We start from the raw sequence: 18,494 nt of genomic DNA on the forward strand, positions 1-18,494 counted from the left end.
TTCTCGTATTTATAGGAACTAACTGAGATTTTCAAACCAAGCTTCCAAATCTGCAACAGAAGAAAAATCTAGCAACGCCTCACCGAGATTTTCTAGCTCAAAGGTTGACAGATTTTCAATCCTAGCCTTCATTTGTGGACTAATTTCTCCCAAGCGACGATTAAGTTGACGCATTAGCAATTTTAATTCTCCTTTCTTTTCCCCTTGTTCAAGTCCTTGTTCAAGTCCTTGTTCAAGTCCTTGTCGCATCCAACTAGTAACTATCTGCATAACTTTTTCCTGCTCTTTTGGTTCAATGGTAGCAAGTTGTTCTTGAAACACGACTTCTTCTTGAGAATTCAATTCCAAATATGTATCTATAAAGCCGGAAATTAACTGTACTTGTGCTGGGTTAAGCCCAAGACTTGTTAACAACTGTAATGATGTCAGTTTGACTTGGGGACGTTCATTTGCACTCATCCGCATTTTTGCCATTAAAGCACTAGCCACAGGATTTGGCTGATTTACAAAATCCTGCCAATGCAATTGATTTAGTTGGATGACATCATAATTAAACTCTAATATAATTTTGTTTGCTAACTCTACCCTGTAAGAATTTGGTTCGGGTGTTTTGGGGCTATCGTGGGAATAAATGACAATCGGATAAATGGGAAGTGCATATTTTTCATGTAACCGAGCAAAATAGGTAAACATCCGTCGGTTAAAGTTAGTCTGGGAATAGGATTGATGTTCGGTGTGAATGATGAATAAAGTATCTTGGTTTTTCAATGACGCTTGCACAACAATATCGAGGATTTTCTTTTCTCCCTCAGTGACATCGGTAATAACTTCCAATGGTAAAAATTTTATCGAGTCACGTTGCCACTCGGCACTAATATCAGGAAAAAATAACTCAATAAACTCTGGAAAAAAATTAGATAGAAGTTCTTTAAACAGGCGATCGTGGTCTATCATTTCAATATCTTACATAAAAGTATTAGTAAAATCTAAATAGAGATAGCTCTACAATCGCTACATCTGGAAAAACAATTCAAAATGTTATTAGTGCGATCGCTTGTATTCTTCGAGCAATTTCCACAAGGTATCGTAGCCATCGACACCAATAAATTTGATGATATTAGTTCGAGAATTTACTATTACTTGCTCTACAGCTTCATTTCCTAATTTACTTTGTAAAATTGTCAGTAAACCAGCGGCTTGTCGCCATTCCGTCGCAGTAATTTGTTCTAATAAATACATCCCTAAGCAGCTATTGTATACTGCTGTTTCTAGATGATTCAAGTTGTAGTGACTTTCCGCTAAATACAAAAAGTTTAACCCTTGGAGATATTTGTCACCAGAAAATTGTACCGCCTCAGTACCTTTTTCTAAGTATTCTATGGCAGCTTGGGGTTTTTCTAAGGCGACGTGGGCAATACCAAGACTTATATAACAAAGGGCTTGAGTTTGGTGTGCAGCCAAGTTAACACCAAATGCTGAATCACGCAATTTTTCTGACAATTCCAAACCTCGGCGCAAATATTCTATTGATTGTTGATAAATATCTGGTTCTATGCGTTCTGTCTGCTGCGCCGCAAACACTTCGCCATAGCCTAAAGTCGCCAAGGCGTGGGCTTCTCCAAAGCGATCGCCTGCTTGACGAGCTAAAATTAATGCCCTCTGGCTATAATTAATTGCCTGAGAATAATCTTTTTGAGCAACGCAAACACGGCTACTGTGGTTAAGATTGGCAATTTCACAAGGCTGATCCCCCGCTTGGCGGGCAATTTCTAAAGCTTGTTGGTGGAATGAGTTGGCTTGTGGATATTTACCTAAAATAAATTGAGAATAACCCAACAGCGTTAGTATCCTGGCTTTTTCTTGAGTACCTTCCACTTCTTTGAGTGGTGTATCTAAGTAATCAATGGCATCTTGCAACGCATCTCTCCCAAAAAAGGCAAATACTCCGCCGTAAAGGGGAAAGTATTGGCGATGGGCAAAAGTTCTGAGAATTTGTAAAACGATTTGAAAACAGGCTTTCGCTAATTCTTCGCGTTTGGTGCGATCGATATTGGTAGCGACACGAAAACCATGAGATAACTCACACCAAACTACAGCAAAACTCAAAAAAGTGGCAATGGACGCAGAGGTACCCCATTTAGAATCATAGGGTTGTCTTTCAAACCAAGTTACCAAACTTTGCTGCATTCTTTGGACAATTATTGTTAACTCCACCCAGTCTTTGATGTTGATATAAGGCTGGCAAACAACTACTTCTGTTGCAGATATGCCTTCAGCTAATGCCGAAAATAATATTTGTGTTAATGGACTGTTGACTGTTTCTGCCCATGAAGCCCAAGGTTCTTGTTTTTTTTGGGACTGTGTTAATTCTAATGAAGTTTTCGTTGGTTCGTAAATCCAACTGACAAGAGAAGCTTCTAATTGTTGATAAGATTCTACACCACTAGCAATGGCGATCGCTAGTTGTTCTATTTCTTGTTTTAGCTGAAAATCTTCATCAGCAGATACCGCTTCTTTTAATTCTTGGGCTAGTTGTTGTAATTGACTTTGGTTAAAAACTTCGTTTTGGTTGGGATCGATAATTTGTAACAAAACTGAAAACCGATAAGCTTCTGAGGCTGTGAGAATTTGTTGCACAGCTGCGGTAACTGCGGCTCGATTGCGTTTTTCTTTTTGGACTCTTTCCCATTCGCTTTCAATACTTTGTAATGCTTTCAAGGTACGATTTAAGCGAGCCTTTTTCAACTCAGGAGTTTCTCTTTGAAACAAGTCTGGGGAAATTCTCACCTTATGTAGTTCAGATTGGGTAGAATTTAAGCGATCGCTCAAACAGCGTTCAAATATTTCACCATTACCAGCGCCAACATTTTCTATTAATTGACGATATATATATTCTTTAGCGCGGACTTGACCTTTAAGGGTGGTAGTAACAATTTCTTCTATTAATTTGTAATAGCTATCAGATAAGGAATTAGGTATTGTGTCTGGGGTAGGTTCTGCGGCTAGATTATCTGTTTCAGAACTAGAGTTAGGATTTCCTAAACTTTCGCTAAAAGTAGGATAAGCGGGTATTTTTTCTTGATTTGGTGTTGTTAAGCTTTTTGGAGAATTTCTTGATTTAGATAAGTAATAATCTGCTAAAGACCCGCAACCAAATTCTTCGCGAAAGCGGTCTATTTTCGTAGTGGAGTGCAGTTGGCGCTGACGATATTTCTGATACCAAAAAGCAGAAATAATTAAGCCTGTTATGACTCCTATACCAATGCCTGTAAGAGCTAACTTTGGAATTTCCAAAGTGTCATTTTGTTGTCCAGATTCGACGGTCAGATTAGAAGATGCACTTTCAGCAACAGCAGAATCACTACTGTAACTTAGCTGGACGCTAGTTGCGATCGCCGCAACCGACAGGATCAATTTAAATATTAACTTTGATTTCCACATAATCTGACCGTTTACAAATATATTGCCTTTTTCTAGGTTAATTCGGATTTAACGTCAGACAAAAATAAACCACAGTTTTTGTCAACTAACTGTCTCTCCAATGAGTGGAGAGTCAAAAATCAAGCTCACTAATACGTCAACGCAAAAATAAATTGACCATTTCCAAGGCGTTAAAAGCTTGTAGTATTCAGGATTTCTTCATTTTACTTTTGACTTTTGCCTTGTTCTAGTAGATCTCTTTATTTATCTAAGGAAATTCAACTCATGAATAAAAAATAAACTTTCCCAACCCTAATTTCCGGAAGATATCTTTAATTCTTAACATTTATTTATGCCTGTAGGAATACTGCCAAAGCAAGATTTTATAACAGTTGAAGCATAGTTGAGGACATAAACCGCTCTTAAAACTCCAACACCAACAGAGTTTCAAGCCTATTGCCTGTTCCCTACTATACCTTGTGGCTGATGGCGATCGCATTCCTTAACGGAAAAATGTACTGATAAATGAAAATTTTTAGCAAACAAATATCACAATACAAAATTATTACTTCGGGGATCTACTAGGCAGGATAACCCATTAAAGTCTTAACCGATGTATCTCCCAAAACGCAGTTAAAAAAGCATCATTAAATATTCGCAATCTTGCTTACAATAAACTAAGAGATGCATGTTAATGTTTTAATCTCATCGTCTTGCCTTAGCGCCTTTTGATATGCATCTGCACTATTTAGACCCCCAACACCTTGAAGAATTAGTCAAGAGTAGTGGTATAGACTTACACTTAGTGCAACTTAATTTTCAGTCGCTCCAAGATGTAGCTGCTTATGAGTATTTGTTGATTTCTGAGTTACTTCCGCGCACCAATACTGGAATGGTAAAAAGTAGTTGGTTGCAACGTTATGCTCATATCACTGAAGGTGGTTGGTGGTGTTCTGGACTAGACCCCTTGAATAATTGGCAAATGATGGAATGGGGGTGCTTTAAGCCAAACCAACCGCGACAAAATAACAAAGGCAAATCCATCAAATACGAACATCCCCCCAGCACGCCAACGCGGGTGTTTTGTTTGCGGGTAACATTGCAAATCTGGCAGCAAGTTGCAGAGCGTTACAATTTAGCCATGCCTGATGATATCACCATTAACCCTGATGGCGAAGCTAGGGGTTTTTGGCAATGGGTGATGGAAAAGAATATTTCCGTCATTATCTGCGAGGGTGTGAAGAAAGCAGCAACGCTGTTGACACAAGGATATGTAGCTATTGGCGTTCCTGGAATTACCAGTGGTTATCGCGTCGTCAAAGATGAGTTTGGTAAAGTTACCCGTCGTCAATTGATACCCGACTTAGCGATGTTTGCAACGACAAAGCGTCGGTTTTATATTTGCTTTGATTTTGAAACTCAACCTAAGAAAATTGCTGCTATTAATAATGCCATTTCCCAACTTGGTTGTTTATTCCAGCAAAAAAATTGTCCTGTTAAAGTCATCGAACTTCCGGGAAGGGAAAAAGGTGTTGATGATTTTATTGTTGCCAAAGGTGCAACTAACTTCGATAAACTTTATCGCCAAAGTCTTGATTTAGAAATTTATCTTGCCCAAACCAAACCCCACACCGAATTAAACATTCCTGCTGCGCTAACTTTTAACCGTCCTTATATAGGTGAAATACCTTTTCCTACATCTGGATTAGTAGGAGTTAAATCAGCAAAAGGAACAGGTAAAACTACAGCACTGCAAAGCGTTGTTCGGCAAGCTAAAAAGATCGATCGACCTGTTTTATTAATTACTCATAGAATCTTATTAGGACGATTTTTGTGTGAAAAAATTGGGATTCAATGGGGAGTGGGGAATGGAGAGATGGGGAGAGAATTTCATCTTACCCATGCCCCATGCCCAATGCCCAATGCCCCATACCCCATACCCAAATCTTTTGGTTTATGCATTGATTCGATTTGGAAATTGAACCCTGAAGATTGGCATGGGGCGATAGTAATTTTGGATGAAGTCGAACAATCTTTGTGGCATTTACTAAACAGTAATACTTGTAAGCATAAACGTGTAAAAATATTAAAAATCTTCCAAGAGCTAATTGCTACAGTTCTAACAACTGGGGGGTTAATAATTGCCCAAGATGCCGATTTGTCAGACGTTTCGCTTGAATACTTACAGGGATTATCAGGAATTAAATTAACACCTTGGGTAGTTATTAACGAATGGAAACCTCAACAAGGTTGGGATGTGACGTTTTATGATTCACCAAATCCAACGCCGTTAATTCATCAATTAGAATTAGACTTACTTGCCGGACGAAAATGCTATGTTACTACCGATAGTCGTGCTGGGCGTTATAGTTGTGAAACCATTGAACGTTATTTGAAAGAGCGATTACAAAAATTAAGACGACAGTTTCCCCAAACTTTAGTAGTTAGTAGTCACACTACAAATACACCTGGCCACGCAGCAGTTGATTTTATTGCAGCTATTAATCAAAAAATATCTGAATATGACGGCGTTTTTGTTACCCCTAGTCTTGGTACGGGAATTAGTATTGATGTTCAACATTTCGACCGAGTTTATGGCATTTTTCAAGGGGTAATTCCTGACTCAGAAGCGCGACAAGCATTAGCAAGGGTGCGGGATGATGTGCCGCGTGTTGTCTGGTGCGCTAAGCGAGGTATTGGTTTAATTGGTAGTGGTAGTACAAATTATCGGTTGCTATCTGATTGGTATCAGGAAAATCAAAAAGAAAATTTAGCTTTGCTCAGTCCTTTACATAAAATAGACGTGGATTTACCTTTAGTTCATGACCCGATTCATCTACGAACTTGGGCAAAATTATCGGCAAGGGTAAATGCATCAATTCGCCTATATCGTCAATCCATGCAAGATGGTTTAATTGCTGATGGGCATATGATTCAACTGCGGAGTAATGCTGTTCACAATAATATTATTCGAGATTTACGCCTTGCTTTTTTGGCGAGCGATCGCAATGATTTAGAAACACGCAAAAGGTTAATTTTAGAAATCGTCAAAGTCCAAAAAGATTGGGCACAAAGTCGTCAAAAAGCTAAAGACATTAAACGCAAAATCAAAGAAATTAAACAACAAAATCAATTAGCAGTGGCAATAGCTGTAGCTAATGCAAAAAATATTGATTATGTAGAATACGAACAACTATTAGTTAAACATTCTTTGACTGATGAAGAACGCAATAAACTTAACAAATATCTTCTCAGGCAAAAATATGGAATAGAAGTTACTCCTAGTCTAAAATTGCAGGACGATCGCGGATATTATGGTCAATTATTAATCCACTATTATCTGACTCATGAAAGCGAATATTTTCACATTAGAGATCAGCAAGAATGGCATCAGCAATTATCTTGGGGTGAAGGGAAAGTTTTTCTCCCAGATTTAAAGACTTACACTCTCAAAGTGGAGGCCATGAGAGCGTTAGGAATGCTGCAATTCTTGGAAGAAGGGAGAGAATTTACAGAAAATAATGATGATTTAATATTGCTGAAAAATGTTGCTTTTCAGCATAGCAAGCACATTAAAAGAGTGCTGGGTATTAGTTTACTTGGAGAGAAAGAACAACTTCGGGGAATTAAAATACTCAGCCGATTGTTAAATTTGTTAGGTTTGAAGCTGAAGCAAGTAAATGAAGTTTATCAAATCGATCCAGCAACCCTAAATGATGGTAGGCAAAAAATATTTGCAGTTTGGCATCAACGAGATGAATTGATGTTGACTCATATTAAGAGTGGTGGCTATAGGGTGGCTAATTATTCATCAGCATGGAAGGTTGAAATTATCGAAACCAAGCTTGAAAAGTTAGACCAGAGATTGTCAAAGATATGAAAAGGGACTGGGGACTGGGGACTGAGGAGATGGGAAGATGGCGAGATGGGGAGTGAGGGATAAGAATTAAGGCGTTGCTGATTGAAAATATGAATTTGTCTCACGCAAAGTCGCAAAGGCGCAAAGGTACAAAGAAAAGGAAAGGTAATTTTGGCATTTCATATTCTGATTCAGCAACGCCAGAATTAATAACCCATACCCAATGCCCAATGCCCAATGCCCAATGCCCCATGCCCCATGCCCAATGCCCCATGCCCCTTTACAAAACAGACTGCCGCTTGAGACGTTTGTGAGCATACATTAACTCGTCAGATTTGGCGATGAGTTGTTCTAGTGACATATTGGTTTCTGGTGAGTAACGCTGTATTCCCATACTCATGGAAATTTCATAGCTACGGTTTTGCTGTTGATTGAAATTGGCAATGTTTGTTTGCAAATGTGTTTGGATGTTTTCTGCATCTTTGAAATAGCTGGAAATGAAAACAATGAACTCATCTCCACCTAAACGAGCAACAATATCGGACTTGCGAAAACTTTGCTTAAGTAATCGGCCAGCATCAATAATCAACGCATCTCCGACATCGTGGCCAAGGGTGTCGTTAATCTGTTTTAGTCCGTCTAAATCAATGAAGATTACCCAGCATAGAAGTTTCATCCGGTGAGCGATTTTCAGTTGTTGTTCAGCTAGTAGGAAGAAGCCACGCCGATTATGCAATCCTGTTAGTTCATCGGTTAGCGATAGCTGTCTTCCTTCGATCTCTGCTTGTTTGCGGTTGTGAATTTCCTGGATGAGTTCCATCTGGGCGATCGCTTGACGGCTGAGGCGGTGCAGCGCGTCTAATTGTCGGTCATTTAATTGACGCGGAATCATATCGATGACACACAATGTCCCGATGGCAAATCCATTGGATGTAACTAGCGGTATACCAGCATAAAAACGAATTTTGGGATTATTTTTAACTAAGGGATTGTTTGCAAAGCGATCGTCTTTGATGGTGTTGCTAACTACTAATATCTTCTGTGGTTGCAGAATCGTATGGGAGCAAAAAGCCCAGTCTCTGGGTATTTCCCTCACTTTTAGCCCCACTTTAGATTTAATCCATTGGCGATCGCTATCAATTAAGCTAATTAAAGCAATTGGAGTCTTACAAATATAGGCAGCAAGAGCAGTCAGGTCATCAAATCCTTGTTCCGGCAGGGTATCGAGAATATTGTAATCCTCTAATGCTTTGAGCCTTTCTGCTTCATTTTCAGGTAAAAGAGCAGGTCGGGTTTTCACAGATGAGCGTCTCAACTTTAGGCAACAAAGTCCGCTAGGCTGGAAGTTTTGCAATAATGGCAGGATTGTCTCTCGAAGGTCAAACCTGCACGATAAAAACATCTCTGCAACGGAAATTAAAATTCGGTTGAATCTTGTACAGAGATATTCTATTGCATTATTATGTTCTTCATGCCTTCGGTCTGCTGTGTTGTTCATTTCACTCTAGCTTTGAGCTGCAAATTCCCTGGGTATGTAAATGCTTACAAAGTCTTGTGCCCAAAGCCAGGTTGAAAACGATCAATATTGGCTAAAAATTATCAAAACTTATGAAATTGTAAAATTTCTTCGTCAAAGCTTGATATTTTTAATACTATAAACTCGCCTAGACCCTGATAAAAGTTCGGGGAAATTATTGTAGTGGCGTGGTAAGACTAAAATGCTCCAAAAAAATTTTTAGGGTGCGTTAGGATAAAGCCTAACGCACCAAAACCTTCAAGTGGCACGCTACTACATGTATTTCAAAAATCAAATATCAGTCTTATAGGACTCTAAAATTCCACTGCGAATAATTAGTTGCGGCCAAATTAATATAAAAAATCCCATCCAAGCTCCTACAGGGATAGAAACAAGAACTGTTAGCCAGATAGTTTTAAATAATAACCAGCTACCAACAATCAGTGTCACACCTGTAAGGAGTATAGACCAGGGTTGACACCACCAAGGTTTGTAGTTCCAGGGATTGAGGGATTTTTGCTCAGACATTAATTTTATTTGGCAAATGTGCAAATGTTCCTTGAACAAGTTTAAACGTTATATAGCATTCCTAAATTAGTTGTGAAATTAGTTGTGGAGGCAGGGAATGGGCAATGGGCAATAGATTTTTTCACGAATGATTTAGGATTGCTATAGTGCTTTTTTTTGTTCCGTAGCTTACGTACTGGGGCAGGCAATAAATGTCCAAGTTGCCATATATGTTCCATCAAATGCGCTGGAATAATCAGCATTACTGTCAGAAATAAACCAATCAGGAATTACCTTCTGCTGGCGAACTCTTTCATCTAAGCCTATTTGTAAGGATATATTTTCGTGAACAATTTTTGCTTTGCTAATTTCTAGCATTTTTTCTACTGAATTTTGCAGCCATTTTGCTCGAACAAATAGGTTGTGAGATGGATGATTTCCATAAGCAAAAGGTACAACGATCGCTAAATATCCTTTGTCGTTTAGTATTTTATCCAAGCAAAATTGAATAATTTCTACATCGTCTTTTTTTTCTTCGGTTTCCTTGTCAACGCTATGAAATAGCAAACCTGCTAATACGACGGCATCAAATTTTTGTTTTTTTTCAACTAATTGAGATAAGAAAAGTGATAAATCTTTGGCGACAAAGTTTCTATTGGGGTAAAGCTTTAAACATTCTTCAATAGCTAATTCACTGTGATCTACTCCCAAATAGTCGCATCGGACAGGTAAATATTTGCATAAAGCGCCATTACCGCAACCTAAATCCAATAAAGAGAAGGGCTTTTCTTCAAAAATTTTATCTAGAAAACTAGATGTAGGTGTATAACGTGTAAAATTTTCTGGTGCTTGGAAGTAAGAATAGTAGTCATCTTCAAAACGTTCTTCTTCAGATGTTTTGCGTTCAGGAATCAAATTAGTCATTATCAAAACCTTTGATTACAAGGTTACTTTGATTTTCCTAAGCTATCAAAACCCTTAATTAAACAAGTATTTAGTTTGATAGGTTTATTGGGAAAAGCAACGAGTAACTAGTTTTCCATTACCAGAATATTTGCTGTTGTTAATTTTAAAAATCTGTTGGAAGTTAGATTATAAATTCATCCTTATACAGGTTGCCAAAGGTACTTTAAGAGTGCTGTTTTACATGATGCTAACACTATTTTTAGCTACCAATTCCCTAAAGCAGTAGGGTGTCAAGTTTTGTCATACTCTATTTGTCCATAATCAAGTTTGATAATTCTGTCTGCTAAATGAAAATAGCGATCATCATGGCTAATTACCAAGACTGTTTTACCACGCGATCGCAGTTCTGGTAATAGTTGAGTATAAAATATTTCTTTGAATATTGGATCTTGATCCGCTGCCCATTCATCGAATAGATAAATTGATCTATCTTCCAAGTATGCTGTGAGTAAAGCTAGGCGTTTGCGTTGTCCTTGGGAAAGAGCAGTGGTAGAAAGTTGTCCATTTTCAACTTTTACTTTATGGTCTAATTGCAGTTGTTTGATATATTTTGTAGCTTGATTATCTAAATTGGAATTTTTTAATCCTAAAAGTTCATCGAATAAATAAAAATCGGAAAACACCACAGAAAAATGCTGCCGATACCATTCGCGATTTTCTTGATTAATTAACTCGTTATCAAACCAAATCTCGCCGCTAGCTGGAATATAAAGTCCAGTAATTAGTTTCGCTAAAGTAGATTTACCGCTACCATTACCGCCGACAATGAAGACTAATTCCTGACGATGTAATGTTAGGTCAATCGGGCCGAAGATAAAGCTATTGTCTTCTTGATTTGTGTAATAAGTGTGTGTAATATTTTGGAATTTTAAACTCTGCCACGAAGTTTTAATAGCAGGTGGAATAGTTGATACTTCAGAACGAGTAGCTAAAGACAAGCCCAATGAATCTATCTTTTGTAAAGCAATACCGGCTTTACTTAATAAAGGAAGTTTGCTGATGATGTTATCCATTGGTAACACCAAGTAAGTGAAAGTCAAAATGTACCCAGAGAGAGTTGTGGCATCAAGAGCCAGTAAATTAGGCAGCACAAACAAGACAAAACCGATGGCAAAAAAGAAAACAAGTTGACCCCAGCTAGAAGTTGTAGCAAAAAGAGTTAAACCCTTAACATTATGATGGCGAAATTCATTAGCAGTTGCTTGTAGCTTTTCTTCTAAAAAAACTTGACGCCGCTGATAATTAAGCTTGAGTTCTTTGACTCCTTCGGTAATGGTGCGAAAATGCTTAAACAGTCGGTCTTCATCATCACGAGCCAGGGCTAGAAATTTTCTACCCTCAGTTAATAGCCACTGGCAACTAGCGATCGCTACTATGGAAATAGCACAAACCATCACCAGTACTAACCAAGAAAGCCAGGTGATATATGCAATGCAACCCACAACAATCGCTAAATTAATAAACAAAAAAGGCATCTGATAAACAGCATTAGCAACTGCTTGAATATCCTCAGTTAAAGTTGCTAATAATCGCGGGTTACCCAAATCTTCTAAATGGCTCAACTCAGAACCAAGAATTCGCCGACTCAAATGCATTCGCAACTTTAAAACTGCATTCTGAGAAAGGCGAATCAGCATCACTTGGGAAATAATACTGGTAATCAATGCAACTATGGCCAGCCCCGCAAAACCCCAAGCTATAGATGTAATCCGGGAAGCACTACCGCTACTAGCAGCACGGCTAATCAAAGCAATCAAGCCAGCACTACTACCGCCACTTAAGAATCCAGTAACGATCGCGATCGCTACCATACCCCAAGCAGAACGTAAAAGAAAGTAAATCAAATTCACTCTAGTAACCTGTGGAACATTTTAAAACCCCCACTATAGTTTAGTGGGGGAAATGAACTCAGAATACCTTTCGTCTCTCTGAGTTGGATCTGCTAAATTTGCCAGTTTAACTTCTTAACTTCTAGCTCATAACCACAGTTGGGCATTTTATTTTAGCTTTTTGTGCCTATACTTTCTCACTCTTTTAAAGGTTGGTTGCCTCCTGCCTTCTGCCTCCTGCCTTCTGCCTTCTGCCTTCTGAAAAAATTAATGATTTTAACGCGGTTTATTCAAGGAATCACTCATTTGAGTACCTGTATACTTAGGAACCCATCCTTCTGCATTTGCAAAATAGCGTACTGCTTTGAAATTCAACGATCCATTTGGGCTGCACCAATGCTCAACACCTGCTTTGATGTAGAGATAGTCTTGTGCCTGAATTAAAAGCTGTACTTGGCTACCATCAGGCCGCACGAAGCCATAGATCATTTCTCCTGCCAACACGTAGAGGGGTTCAGCAGCATTGTGAGTGTGGTAACGGCCGTATGTTGCTATCAACTGGTGAAGATTAGGGGAACCTGGATGGAGATTCAGCAAGTCAGACCAGAGAGCCTCATTTTCTTGCTGGATAAATTCAAAGACGCTGTTATGGAGTTCTAGAATATAAAGTCTTTCAGACTCTGTTAAAACCTCTTGGTCTACCAGATTTGGGAAAAGGAGCGATGTTCCTGGGTCGTAGTGTCTTAGTTGAATACCAAGAGGGGCAAGTTCACGAACTATTTCGCCTAAATCGCTCTCAATTGTGCCGTCATCAAGTAGGAGGTTAGCCATGATAAAAAGACTAATTAACTATTAACAAAAGTATACTCAACTTTTTACTCAAAAACCACTATTGCCGATTGACAAACCGGGGAATGGCTATGGGGAGATCGGGAGGTGGGGAATGTGGGGAGAGAGGGGAGTGTGGGGAGTGTGGGGAGTGTGGGAAGAGAGGGGAGTGTGGGGAGTGTGGGAAGAGAGGGGAGTGTGGGGAGAGTCGGGAGAGAGGGGAGTGGGGGAAGTGAGGGAAGAAAGAGAATTAATGCTTCCCCATCCTCCCACACCTCCCACACCTCCCACACCTCCCACACCTCCCACACCTCCCACACCTCCCACACCCCCCACACCTCCCACACCTCCCACACCTCCTGCTTGCCCCATGCCCAATGCCCAATGCCCAATTCACAGAATAAATTTATCAATAGAATGATGCTGTTTGGTGCCATTAACATCTAAGCTAGTACGGGTGAACTATCTTGAGTATAGAATGTCTGACTTAATTCTGTTTTGGCATCGTCGGGATTTACGCATTTGTGATAATACGGGACTGGCTGCGGCACGGCGGCAGAGTCCGAAAGTGGTGGGTGTGTTTTGCCTCGATCCGCTGATTCTGGAACGAGATGATGTTGCCCCGGTGAGGGTAACTTATATGATTGGCTGTTTGGAGAAATTACAACAGCGATATGCTGAAGTTGGCAGCGAGTTGTTAATACTTCATGGCAACCCTGTGCAAAAGATACCAGCTTTAGCTGAGGCGTTATCAGCGAAAGCTGTATTTTGGAATTGGGATGTAGAACCTTATTCCCAAGAACGCGATCGCACTATTATAAATGCCCTTAAAGAAAAAAGTATTCAGTTTCTTACCCAAAACTGGGATCAAATTCTCCATTCTCCAGAAGAAATACGGTCGGGCAGTAATCAACCTTATACGGTTTATACTCCCTTTTGGAAAAATTGGATTAACAAACCTAAGAGTGAACCAGTAGAAACTCTGCAAAATGCCGAGGGGTTAACGGAAACTGAACGGGAAATTGCAAAACAAGCAGGAGCGATAGCATTACCTTCTGCAAAAGACTTAGGATTTATTTGGGATGGAGGATTAATTCTTTCACCAGGAGAAGCGGCGGCGCAAGAACGGCTAGAGGAATTTAGCACTAAAGCCATTACTGAATACCAAGAACAGCGCAATTTTCCCGCAGTTGATGGAACATCGCAACTGAGTGCAGCTTTAAAATTTGGTGTAATTGGCATTCGCACTGTTTGGCAAGCCACAACGCAAGCACAAGAAAATAGTCGTAGCGAGGAAGCAACAGTCGCTATCCGCACATGGCAACAGGAACTAGCCTGGCGCGAGTTTTATCAACATGCAATGTATAACTTTCCGGAATTGGCTGATGGTGCTTTCCGCGATACCTTCAAAAATTTTCCTTGGGAAACTAACGAAGAACATTTCCAAGCTTGGTGCGAAGGTAGAACTGGCTACCCCATTGTGGATGCAGCAATGCGCCAGTTGAATGAAAGCGGTTGGATGCACAACCGTTGTCGGATGATTGTCGCTAGTTTTCTCACCAAAGATTTACTAATTAATCCCCAACTGGGAGAAAAATACTTCATGCAGAAACTGATTGACGGTGATTTATCTGCTAATAATGGCGGTTGGCAATGGAGTGCTTCTAGTGGGATGGACCCAAAACCCGTCCGAATTTTTAACCCAGCCAGTCAAGCGCAAAAATTCGATCCAGATGGGGAATATATTCGCCAATGGGTGAGAGAATTGCGGTCTGTGGATACAGAATATTTAGTTACTGGTAAAATTCCACCTTTAGAACGCCATGCTGCTGGCTATCCGGAACCAATTGTAGATCATAAAAGACAACAACAGCAGTTTAAACAGCGTTATCAACAACAAAAAACCGTCAGTAGTCCTCAGTAACTGAAGTTATGAACGCCAAAGCCTTAAGGCGTTCACAGTAGCCGCACAAGTACCGATTATGGGCAATTCAGCGGACATTATATTATCGTATAATCCACTGAGAACCTGACTTTACCAAGATTGGAGTCTTCTGTTTTGGATGCTTGACCGCAAATGCCCTGATACTTTAATTTGCCTTGTTAATAAATTCCGCAAAAACACCGTTACTTAATTTGTCTTTCCGATCAAAACTGAGAGCATCCAGTTGATTAGGGTTTATTTATGACCAGCCCTGTAACGACGGTTATCCAGGTCAATTTAAAGATGGCTCTGGAGGTAGCTCAAGAATTGGAGCAAGCTCCATATACCAAACTCGGTGCTTATTGTTTAGAAATTTTGCGGGAAATAGGATGTCCTGGTACTGAACTCCCAGATAACTTACGGACTCGCGATCAGCAGCTCAATTTCATCACTGGCTTTGCGTCTTATGCTTTTGGGGAGGTACAAAATGTCCAAAGCATTAATTGAAGATATCTTTAATGATTCAGAAGAGGCACAAGAAATTACTTTTCCTGCCACAGATCGAGATTTATTGATTTTAACAGAAAAATTTTTAGGGTTTGAAATTCCCTCAAAGGTTTTCTTGCAAGCTATAGCGATCGCTGCTTACGATTGTGCATCTGCTTTTCGCTATGTTGATAATTATTTGGCTATGCTCAAGAATAAGAATAAGCGTAAGCATAAAAAATTACTTGTGTTCAAAGCTGCGACTAATTTTGAAAATAATTGAGTCGTCTTTTCACAAAGTAATACCATTTTGGATTTGAAATTTTTGATTGTGTTCGGGCGTGCATCTTCTAGAAAATGAGTTACTCAGTCAGCGGATTTTTGGTAACTCCATCTATTACAATCCTGATTTAAATTTGGTATAACTAAAACCCAATAACGGTTTAGATAAGATAATTTGCATCACCAATGGTTTATATAGAGACGTTGTATTACAGCGTCTCTATATACATTTGTTTTAATAATTCACAATTCAAAACAATTAGGAATTAGGCAAGACAAATTTGTTCATACCTCTTGCCAGCAATATCCCAAGTGAATTCTGCTTCTACTAGTTGTCTGGCATTTTGGGACAGTTGCGATCGCAATTGTGGATTGTCGAATAATTTACTAATTGCACTGACGTACTCGGTAGGCTGATTGGCTCGTAATGCACGTAATGGTTCGCTAGCACCGTCTACAGCTAATCCTTCTAAACCGCGATCGCTTCCTACTACTGGTACACCAGCTGCCATTGCTTCTAGGGTCTTATTTTTAATGCCAAATCCAGTCCGCATGGGTACAACGCAGATGGTTGCTTTGTGTAAATATTCTACCATTGAAGGTACGCGACCAGTAACATTAATTCCTGGTCTTTTACCAAGTGCTAAAACTTCTGGCGCCGGGTGAGAACCGACAATATCGAAAGTTGTATCAGGATATTTTTTCTGGATTTCTGGTAATACTTGATTGCTGAAAAAGCAGACAGCATCAACATTCGCTAAATAATCCATTGCACCAATAAAAATTAAATGATGTCCCCCTGGATCGCTTGTACGATAGGGAAAAGAAACTAAATCTACGCCGTTGGGGATAACTGTAATTTTACTATTGGGGTTAAATTCTTCTATTTGCAGTTTATCTTCTTCTGTTGTCACAACAATTTCCGAAAATTTAGCACAGTAATTTTGTTCGTAACGGCGCAAAAGTGGCAGATTGATTTTGTCTCTAATTGTGTTTTGAGAAATACCAATCGCTAGTTGTTTGCGACAAGTAGCATAAACAGAACTATGAACATTAACTATAGTTTTTAGCTGTTTTTGAAAATGTGGCTGCACATAAATTTCATTGACGCTATGCTCGCAGGTCATCGCATCACATTTCCCTGCTTCTACCCAGTTATTAATCCAGGTCTGCATCTCCACTGAATAGTGGTTGAGTACGCTTGGCGGCGTACCGTGTAATAAAAATTTACTAAAACGCTGTATTTTTTTTAACATTTTAGCTGTAGTTGCAGCTTCTTGCGGGCGATCGAAAACTACCAAATGATCGACACAATCACGTAATCCTGCTAATTCCGCATCAGTAACGCCGCGTTCGCGTTGGGTAACTAAGGTAACATTATGATTTTGAGCTAAGTACTTAAGTAAATAAAATGTCCTGACTTGAGTTCCTCCCCTTGTGGGCGGGTAGGGAAAGGTGCAAGATACCATTAAGATGTTCATACAAGTAATGCATCAAATGTGATACATACACCATGACTGATTCATGCTTGTATGTCATCATAAGTATCCCTTAATATATGATTTGTAAAATTTTCATAAATTAAAGCAAACAAAAAGCTAGTTACTGATTAACAGGCAGTAATAGTAAATTTACTGTATAGTTCAAACTCATCTGTTGTTTTTACAGTCAAGTATAAGTCAGTATGTAACTGTCACTGACAAAGTGCTGAGCGAACAAACTAGTCTAAAAGTTAAGTAGGATTTAGTAAAATGAAATCATTTGGTATTTATACGCTTGCCAATGATACTGTATACGACCAATTAGTTGCTTTGCTAAACAGCATTGAGGTAAATGTTGGAGAAAATATTCCTGTTTGCGTGATTCCCTATAACCAGCAATTAGACCTGGTTAAACAGGAAATCAAATCTAGAAAAAATGTCACACTTTTTGAAGATTGGGAAGCAATTCACCGCTGGGATAATTTCATTAATGAGCTTTGGGATGCTCATCCAAGAGCAAATGATTCCAAATTGAATCGTCCCGGATGGTACAAAGGCTTTGTACACCGAAAGTTTGCTTCTTTTAATGGTGATTTTGAGAGATTTGTGTTTTATGATGCTGATAGTTTAGCCATGAAACCAATAGATGATGTTTTTGAAAAACTCGATAATTACGATTTAATATTTAACGATTGGGAACATGCTAAACCTAGAGAAAAAACACAATTAAATCTGGAAGTACTGGAAAAAGTAACCCAGCTAACAGAAACCCAATTGCGTGCAAAAATTCATTGTGATAGTTTTTTTGGTTCTAAGCGGTTGCTTTTTGGTGGCGAAGATTTAGATATAATTAAACAAAAATGGATTGAAGAACGTGAATTTGAATGGATTCGTCCAGGTTCTTGGTGGTCTAGTTCTGGCATATTCGTTTATATAACTTTATACGGCGATCCCCGAATATTTAACTTTACCCTCAGCCCCAATCCTCAAGATAGAACAGGTAACTGTGCTAATGCAGACCGATTCGTTAATATTAATAATGTTCTTTATAATCAAGATGGTTTAAAACCAATTCATCGCATTCACTACATGAGCTATTCTTCTATTGACTTTACCCGATTATGCCAAGGAGAAGATGTGAATATCGATTATAGAGATGAATTTTTATATTATCGATTTCTCAAAGAGCCAGAACGAAAACCAAAAGAATTGAAAGCTCCTAGTGTGATGTCACAAATGAATCGGTTTTTGAAAAAATCGCGGAAGAAACTTCAGAGAATGATTTCTTAAGGAAGAATTCAGAAGATAGCAGGTTAGGTTGAATATAAGCGTTACCCAACAAAACTTTGATCGCGATTTAAGATTAGATTATGATGTTTTTGTAATGGCGATCGCT

At 39.1% G+C, this 18,494-nt stretch carries 15 protein-coding genes; 5 read left to right on the forward strand and 10 right to left on the reverse strand.

The genetic code is table 11. The features are described from left to right. Positions 1 to 18: 18 nt before the first annotated feature. A complete protein-coding gene (locus H6H03_RS00215; RefSeq protein WP_190953075.1) occupies positions 19 to 954 on the reverse strand; it encodes a DUF4351 domain-containing protein in 936 nt (311 codons plus the stop codon). Between the two features lie 87 nt (positions 955 to 1,041). Beyond that, positions 1,042 to 3,441: a tetratricopeptide repeat protein gene (locus H6H03_RS00220; RefSeq protein WP_190953076.1), complete on the reverse strand. Its 2,400-nt coding sequence runs from the start codon at positions 3,439 to 3,441 to the stop codon at positions 1,042 to 1,044. A 712-nt stretch (positions 3,442 to 4,153) separates the two neighbouring features. On the opposite strand from H6H03_RS00220, the gene H6H03_RS00225 reads away from it, so the two are divergent. Next, positions 4,154 to 7,300: a plasmid replication protein, CyRepA1 family gene (locus H6H03_RS00225; protein WP_190953077.1), complete on the forward strand. Its 3,147-nt coding sequence runs from the start codon at positions 4,154 to 4,156 to the stop codon at positions 7,298 to 7,300. Between the two features lie 100 nt (positions 7,301 to 7,400). Here the strand turns inward: H6H03_RS00225 and H6H03_RS00230 are convergent, their stop codons facing one another. The 7 genes from H6H03_RS00230 to H6H03_RS00260 all read right to left on the reverse strand — a co-directional run bounded on the left by H6H03_RS00230 (position 7,401) and on the right by H6H03_RS00260 (position 13,297). Continuing rightward, on the reverse strand, positions 7,401 to 7,553 hold the full coding sequence (locus H6H03_RS00230) for a hypothetical protein (protein WP_190953078.1): 153 nt from the start codon (positions 7,551 to 7,553) through the stop codon (positions 7,401 to 7,403). Between the two features lie 6 nt (positions 7,554 to 7,559). Beyond that, positions 7,560 to 8,579 (reverse strand): sensor domain-containing diguanylate cyclase, encoded by a 1,020-nt coding sequence (locus H6H03_RS00235; RefSeq protein ID WP_190953079.1) that lies wholly within the window; start codon positions 8,577 to 8,579, stop codon positions 7,560 to 7,562. Between the two features lie 507 nt (positions 8,580 to 9,086). Beyond that, a complete protein-coding gene (locus tag H6H03_RS00240; RefSeq protein ID WP_190953080.1) occupies positions 9,087 to 9,323 on the reverse strand; it encodes a DUF6737 family protein in 237 nt (78 codons plus the stop codon). A gap of 168 nt (positions 9,324 to 9,491) precedes the next feature. Continuing rightward, positions 9,492 to 10,226, reverse strand: a complete 735-nt coding sequence (locus H6H03_RS00245; protein ID WP_190953081.1) for a class I SAM-dependent methyltransferase — start codon at positions 10,224 to 10,226, stop codon at positions 9,492 to 9,494. Between the two features lie 272 nt (positions 10,227 to 10,498). After that, entirely contained in the window at positions 10,499 to 12,118 is a 1,620-nt protein-coding gene (locus tag H6H03_RS00250; RefSeq protein WP_190953082.1) for a cyclic peptide export ABC transporter, read from the reverse strand. A gap of 255 nt (positions 12,119 to 12,373) precedes the next feature. Next, positions 12,374 to 12,928, reverse strand: coding sequence for an acireductone dioxygenase (locus H6H03_RS00255; RefSeq protein ID WP_190953083.1), 555 nt, complete (start codon positions 12,926 to 12,928; stop codon positions 12,374 to 12,376). Positions 12,929 to 13,015: 87 nt separating this feature from the next. After that, the gene (locus H6H03_RS00260; RefSeq protein ID WP_190953084.1) at positions 13,016 to 13,297 is read right to left on the reverse strand and encodes a hypothetical protein; all 282 of its coding nucleotides are present in this window, start codon (positions 13,295 to 13,297) and stop codon (positions 13,016 to 13,018) included. A 106-nt stretch (positions 13,298 to 13,403) separates the two neighbouring features. On the opposite strand from H6H03_RS00260, the gene H6H03_RS00265 reads away from it, so the two are divergent. The 3 genes from H6H03_RS00265 to H6H03_RS00275 all read left to right on the forward strand — a co-directional run bounded on the left by H6H03_RS00265 (position 13,404) and on the right by H6H03_RS00275 (position 15,618). Then, positions 13,404 to 14,849 (forward strand): deoxyribodipyrimidine photo-lyase, 8-HDF type, encoded by a 1,446-nt coding sequence (locus tag H6H03_RS00265; RefSeq protein WP_190953085.1) that lies wholly within the window; start codon positions 13,404 to 13,406, stop codon positions 14,847 to 14,849. A 261-nt stretch (positions 14,850 to 15,110) separates the two neighbouring features. Further along, the gene (locus tag H6H03_RS00270; protein ID WP_073643120.1) at positions 15,111 to 15,356 is read left to right on the forward strand and encodes a hypothetical protein; all 246 of its coding nucleotides are present in this window, start codon (positions 15,111 to 15,113) and stop codon (positions 15,354 to 15,356) included. After that, on the forward strand, positions 15,337 to 15,618 hold the full coding sequence (locus tag H6H03_RS00275) for a hypothetical protein (RefSeq protein WP_190953086.1): 282 nt from the start codon (positions 15,337 to 15,339) through the stop codon (positions 15,616 to 15,618). The genes H6H03_RS00270 and H6H03_RS00275 overlap by 20 nt, the downstream gene beginning before the upstream one ends. A 265-nt stretch (positions 15,619 to 15,883) precedes the next feature. Here H6H03_RS00275 and H6H03_RS00280 read toward each other — a convergent pair whose 3' ends face one another. Further along, positions 15,884 to 17,098, reverse strand: a complete 1,215-nt coding sequence (locus H6H03_RS00280; protein WP_190953087.1) for a glycosyltransferase family 4 protein — start codon at positions 17,096 to 17,098, stop codon at positions 15,884 to 15,886. Between the two features lie 270 nt (positions 17,099 to 17,368). On the opposite strand from H6H03_RS00280, the gene H6H03_RS00285 reads away from it, so the two are divergent. Beyond that, the gene (locus H6H03_RS00285; protein ID WP_190953088.1) at positions 17,369 to 18,388 is read left to right on the forward strand and encodes an Npun_R2821/Npun_R2822 family protein; all 1,020 of its coding nucleotides are present in this window, start codon (positions 17,369 to 17,371) and stop codon (positions 18,386 to 18,388) included. Positions 18,389 to 18,494 lie beyond the last annotated feature (106 nt).

Source organism: Nostoc paludosum FACHB-159 (genome assembly GCF_014698835.1).
Lineage (GTDB): Bacteria > Cyanobacteriota > Cyanobacteriia > Cyanobacteriales > Nostocaceae > Nostoc > Nostoc paludosum.

Excerpts from the sequence above, each read along its gene's own strand:
- H6H03_RS00215 (WP_190953075.1), bottom strand. The coding sequence starts at position 954 with ATGATAGACCACGATCGCCTGTTTAAAGAACTTCTATCTAATTTTTTT.
- H6H03_RS00220 (WP_190953076.1), bottom strand. The coding sequence starts at position 3,441 with ATGTGGAAATCAAAGTTAATATTTAAATTGATCCTGTCGGTTGCGGCG.
- H6H03_RS00225 (WP_190953077.1), top strand. The coding sequence starts at position 4,154 with ATGCATCTGCACTATTTAGACCCCCAACACCTTGAAGAATTAGTCAAG.
- H6H03_RS00230 (WP_190953078.1), bottom strand. The coding sequence starts at position 7,553 with ATGGGGCATTGGGCATGGGGCATGGGGCATTGGGCATTGGGCATTGGG.
- H6H03_RS00240 (WP_190953080.1), bottom strand. The coding sequence starts at position 9,323 with ATGTCTGAGCAAAAATCCCTCAATCCCTGGAACTACAAACCTTGGTGG.
- H6H03_RS00245 (WP_190953081.1), bottom strand. The coding sequence starts at position 10,226 with ATGACTAATTTGATTCCTGAACGCAAAACATCTGAAGAAGAACGTTTT.
- H6H03_RS00255 (WP_190953083.1), bottom strand. The coding sequence starts at position 12,928 with ATGGCTAACCTCCTACTTGATGACGGCACAATTGAGAGCGATTTAGGC.
- H6H03_RS00260 (WP_190953084.1), bottom strand. The coding sequence starts at position 13,297 with ATGGGGCAAGCAGGAGGTGTGGGAGGTGTGGGAGGTGTGGGGGGTGTG.
- H6H03_RS00265 (WP_190953085.1), top strand. The coding sequence starts at position 13,404 with ATGTCTGACTTAATTCTGTTTTGGCATCGTCGGGATTTACGCATTTGT.
- H6H03_RS00270 (WP_073643120.1), top strand. The coding sequence starts at position 15,111 with ATGACCAGCCCTGTAACGACGGTTATCCAGGTCAATTTAAAGATGGCT.
- H6H03_RS00275 (WP_190953086.1), top strand. The coding sequence starts at position 15,337 with ATGTCCAAAGCATTAATTGAAGATATCTTTAATGATTCAGAAGAGGCA.
- H6H03_RS00280 (WP_190953087.1), bottom strand. The coding sequence starts at position 17,098 with ATGAACATCTTAATGGTATCTTGCACCTTTCCCTACCCGCCCACAAGG.
- H6H03_RS00285 (WP_190953088.1), top strand. The coding sequence starts at position 17,369 with ATGAAATCATTTGGTATTTATACGCTTGCCAATGATACTGTATACGAC.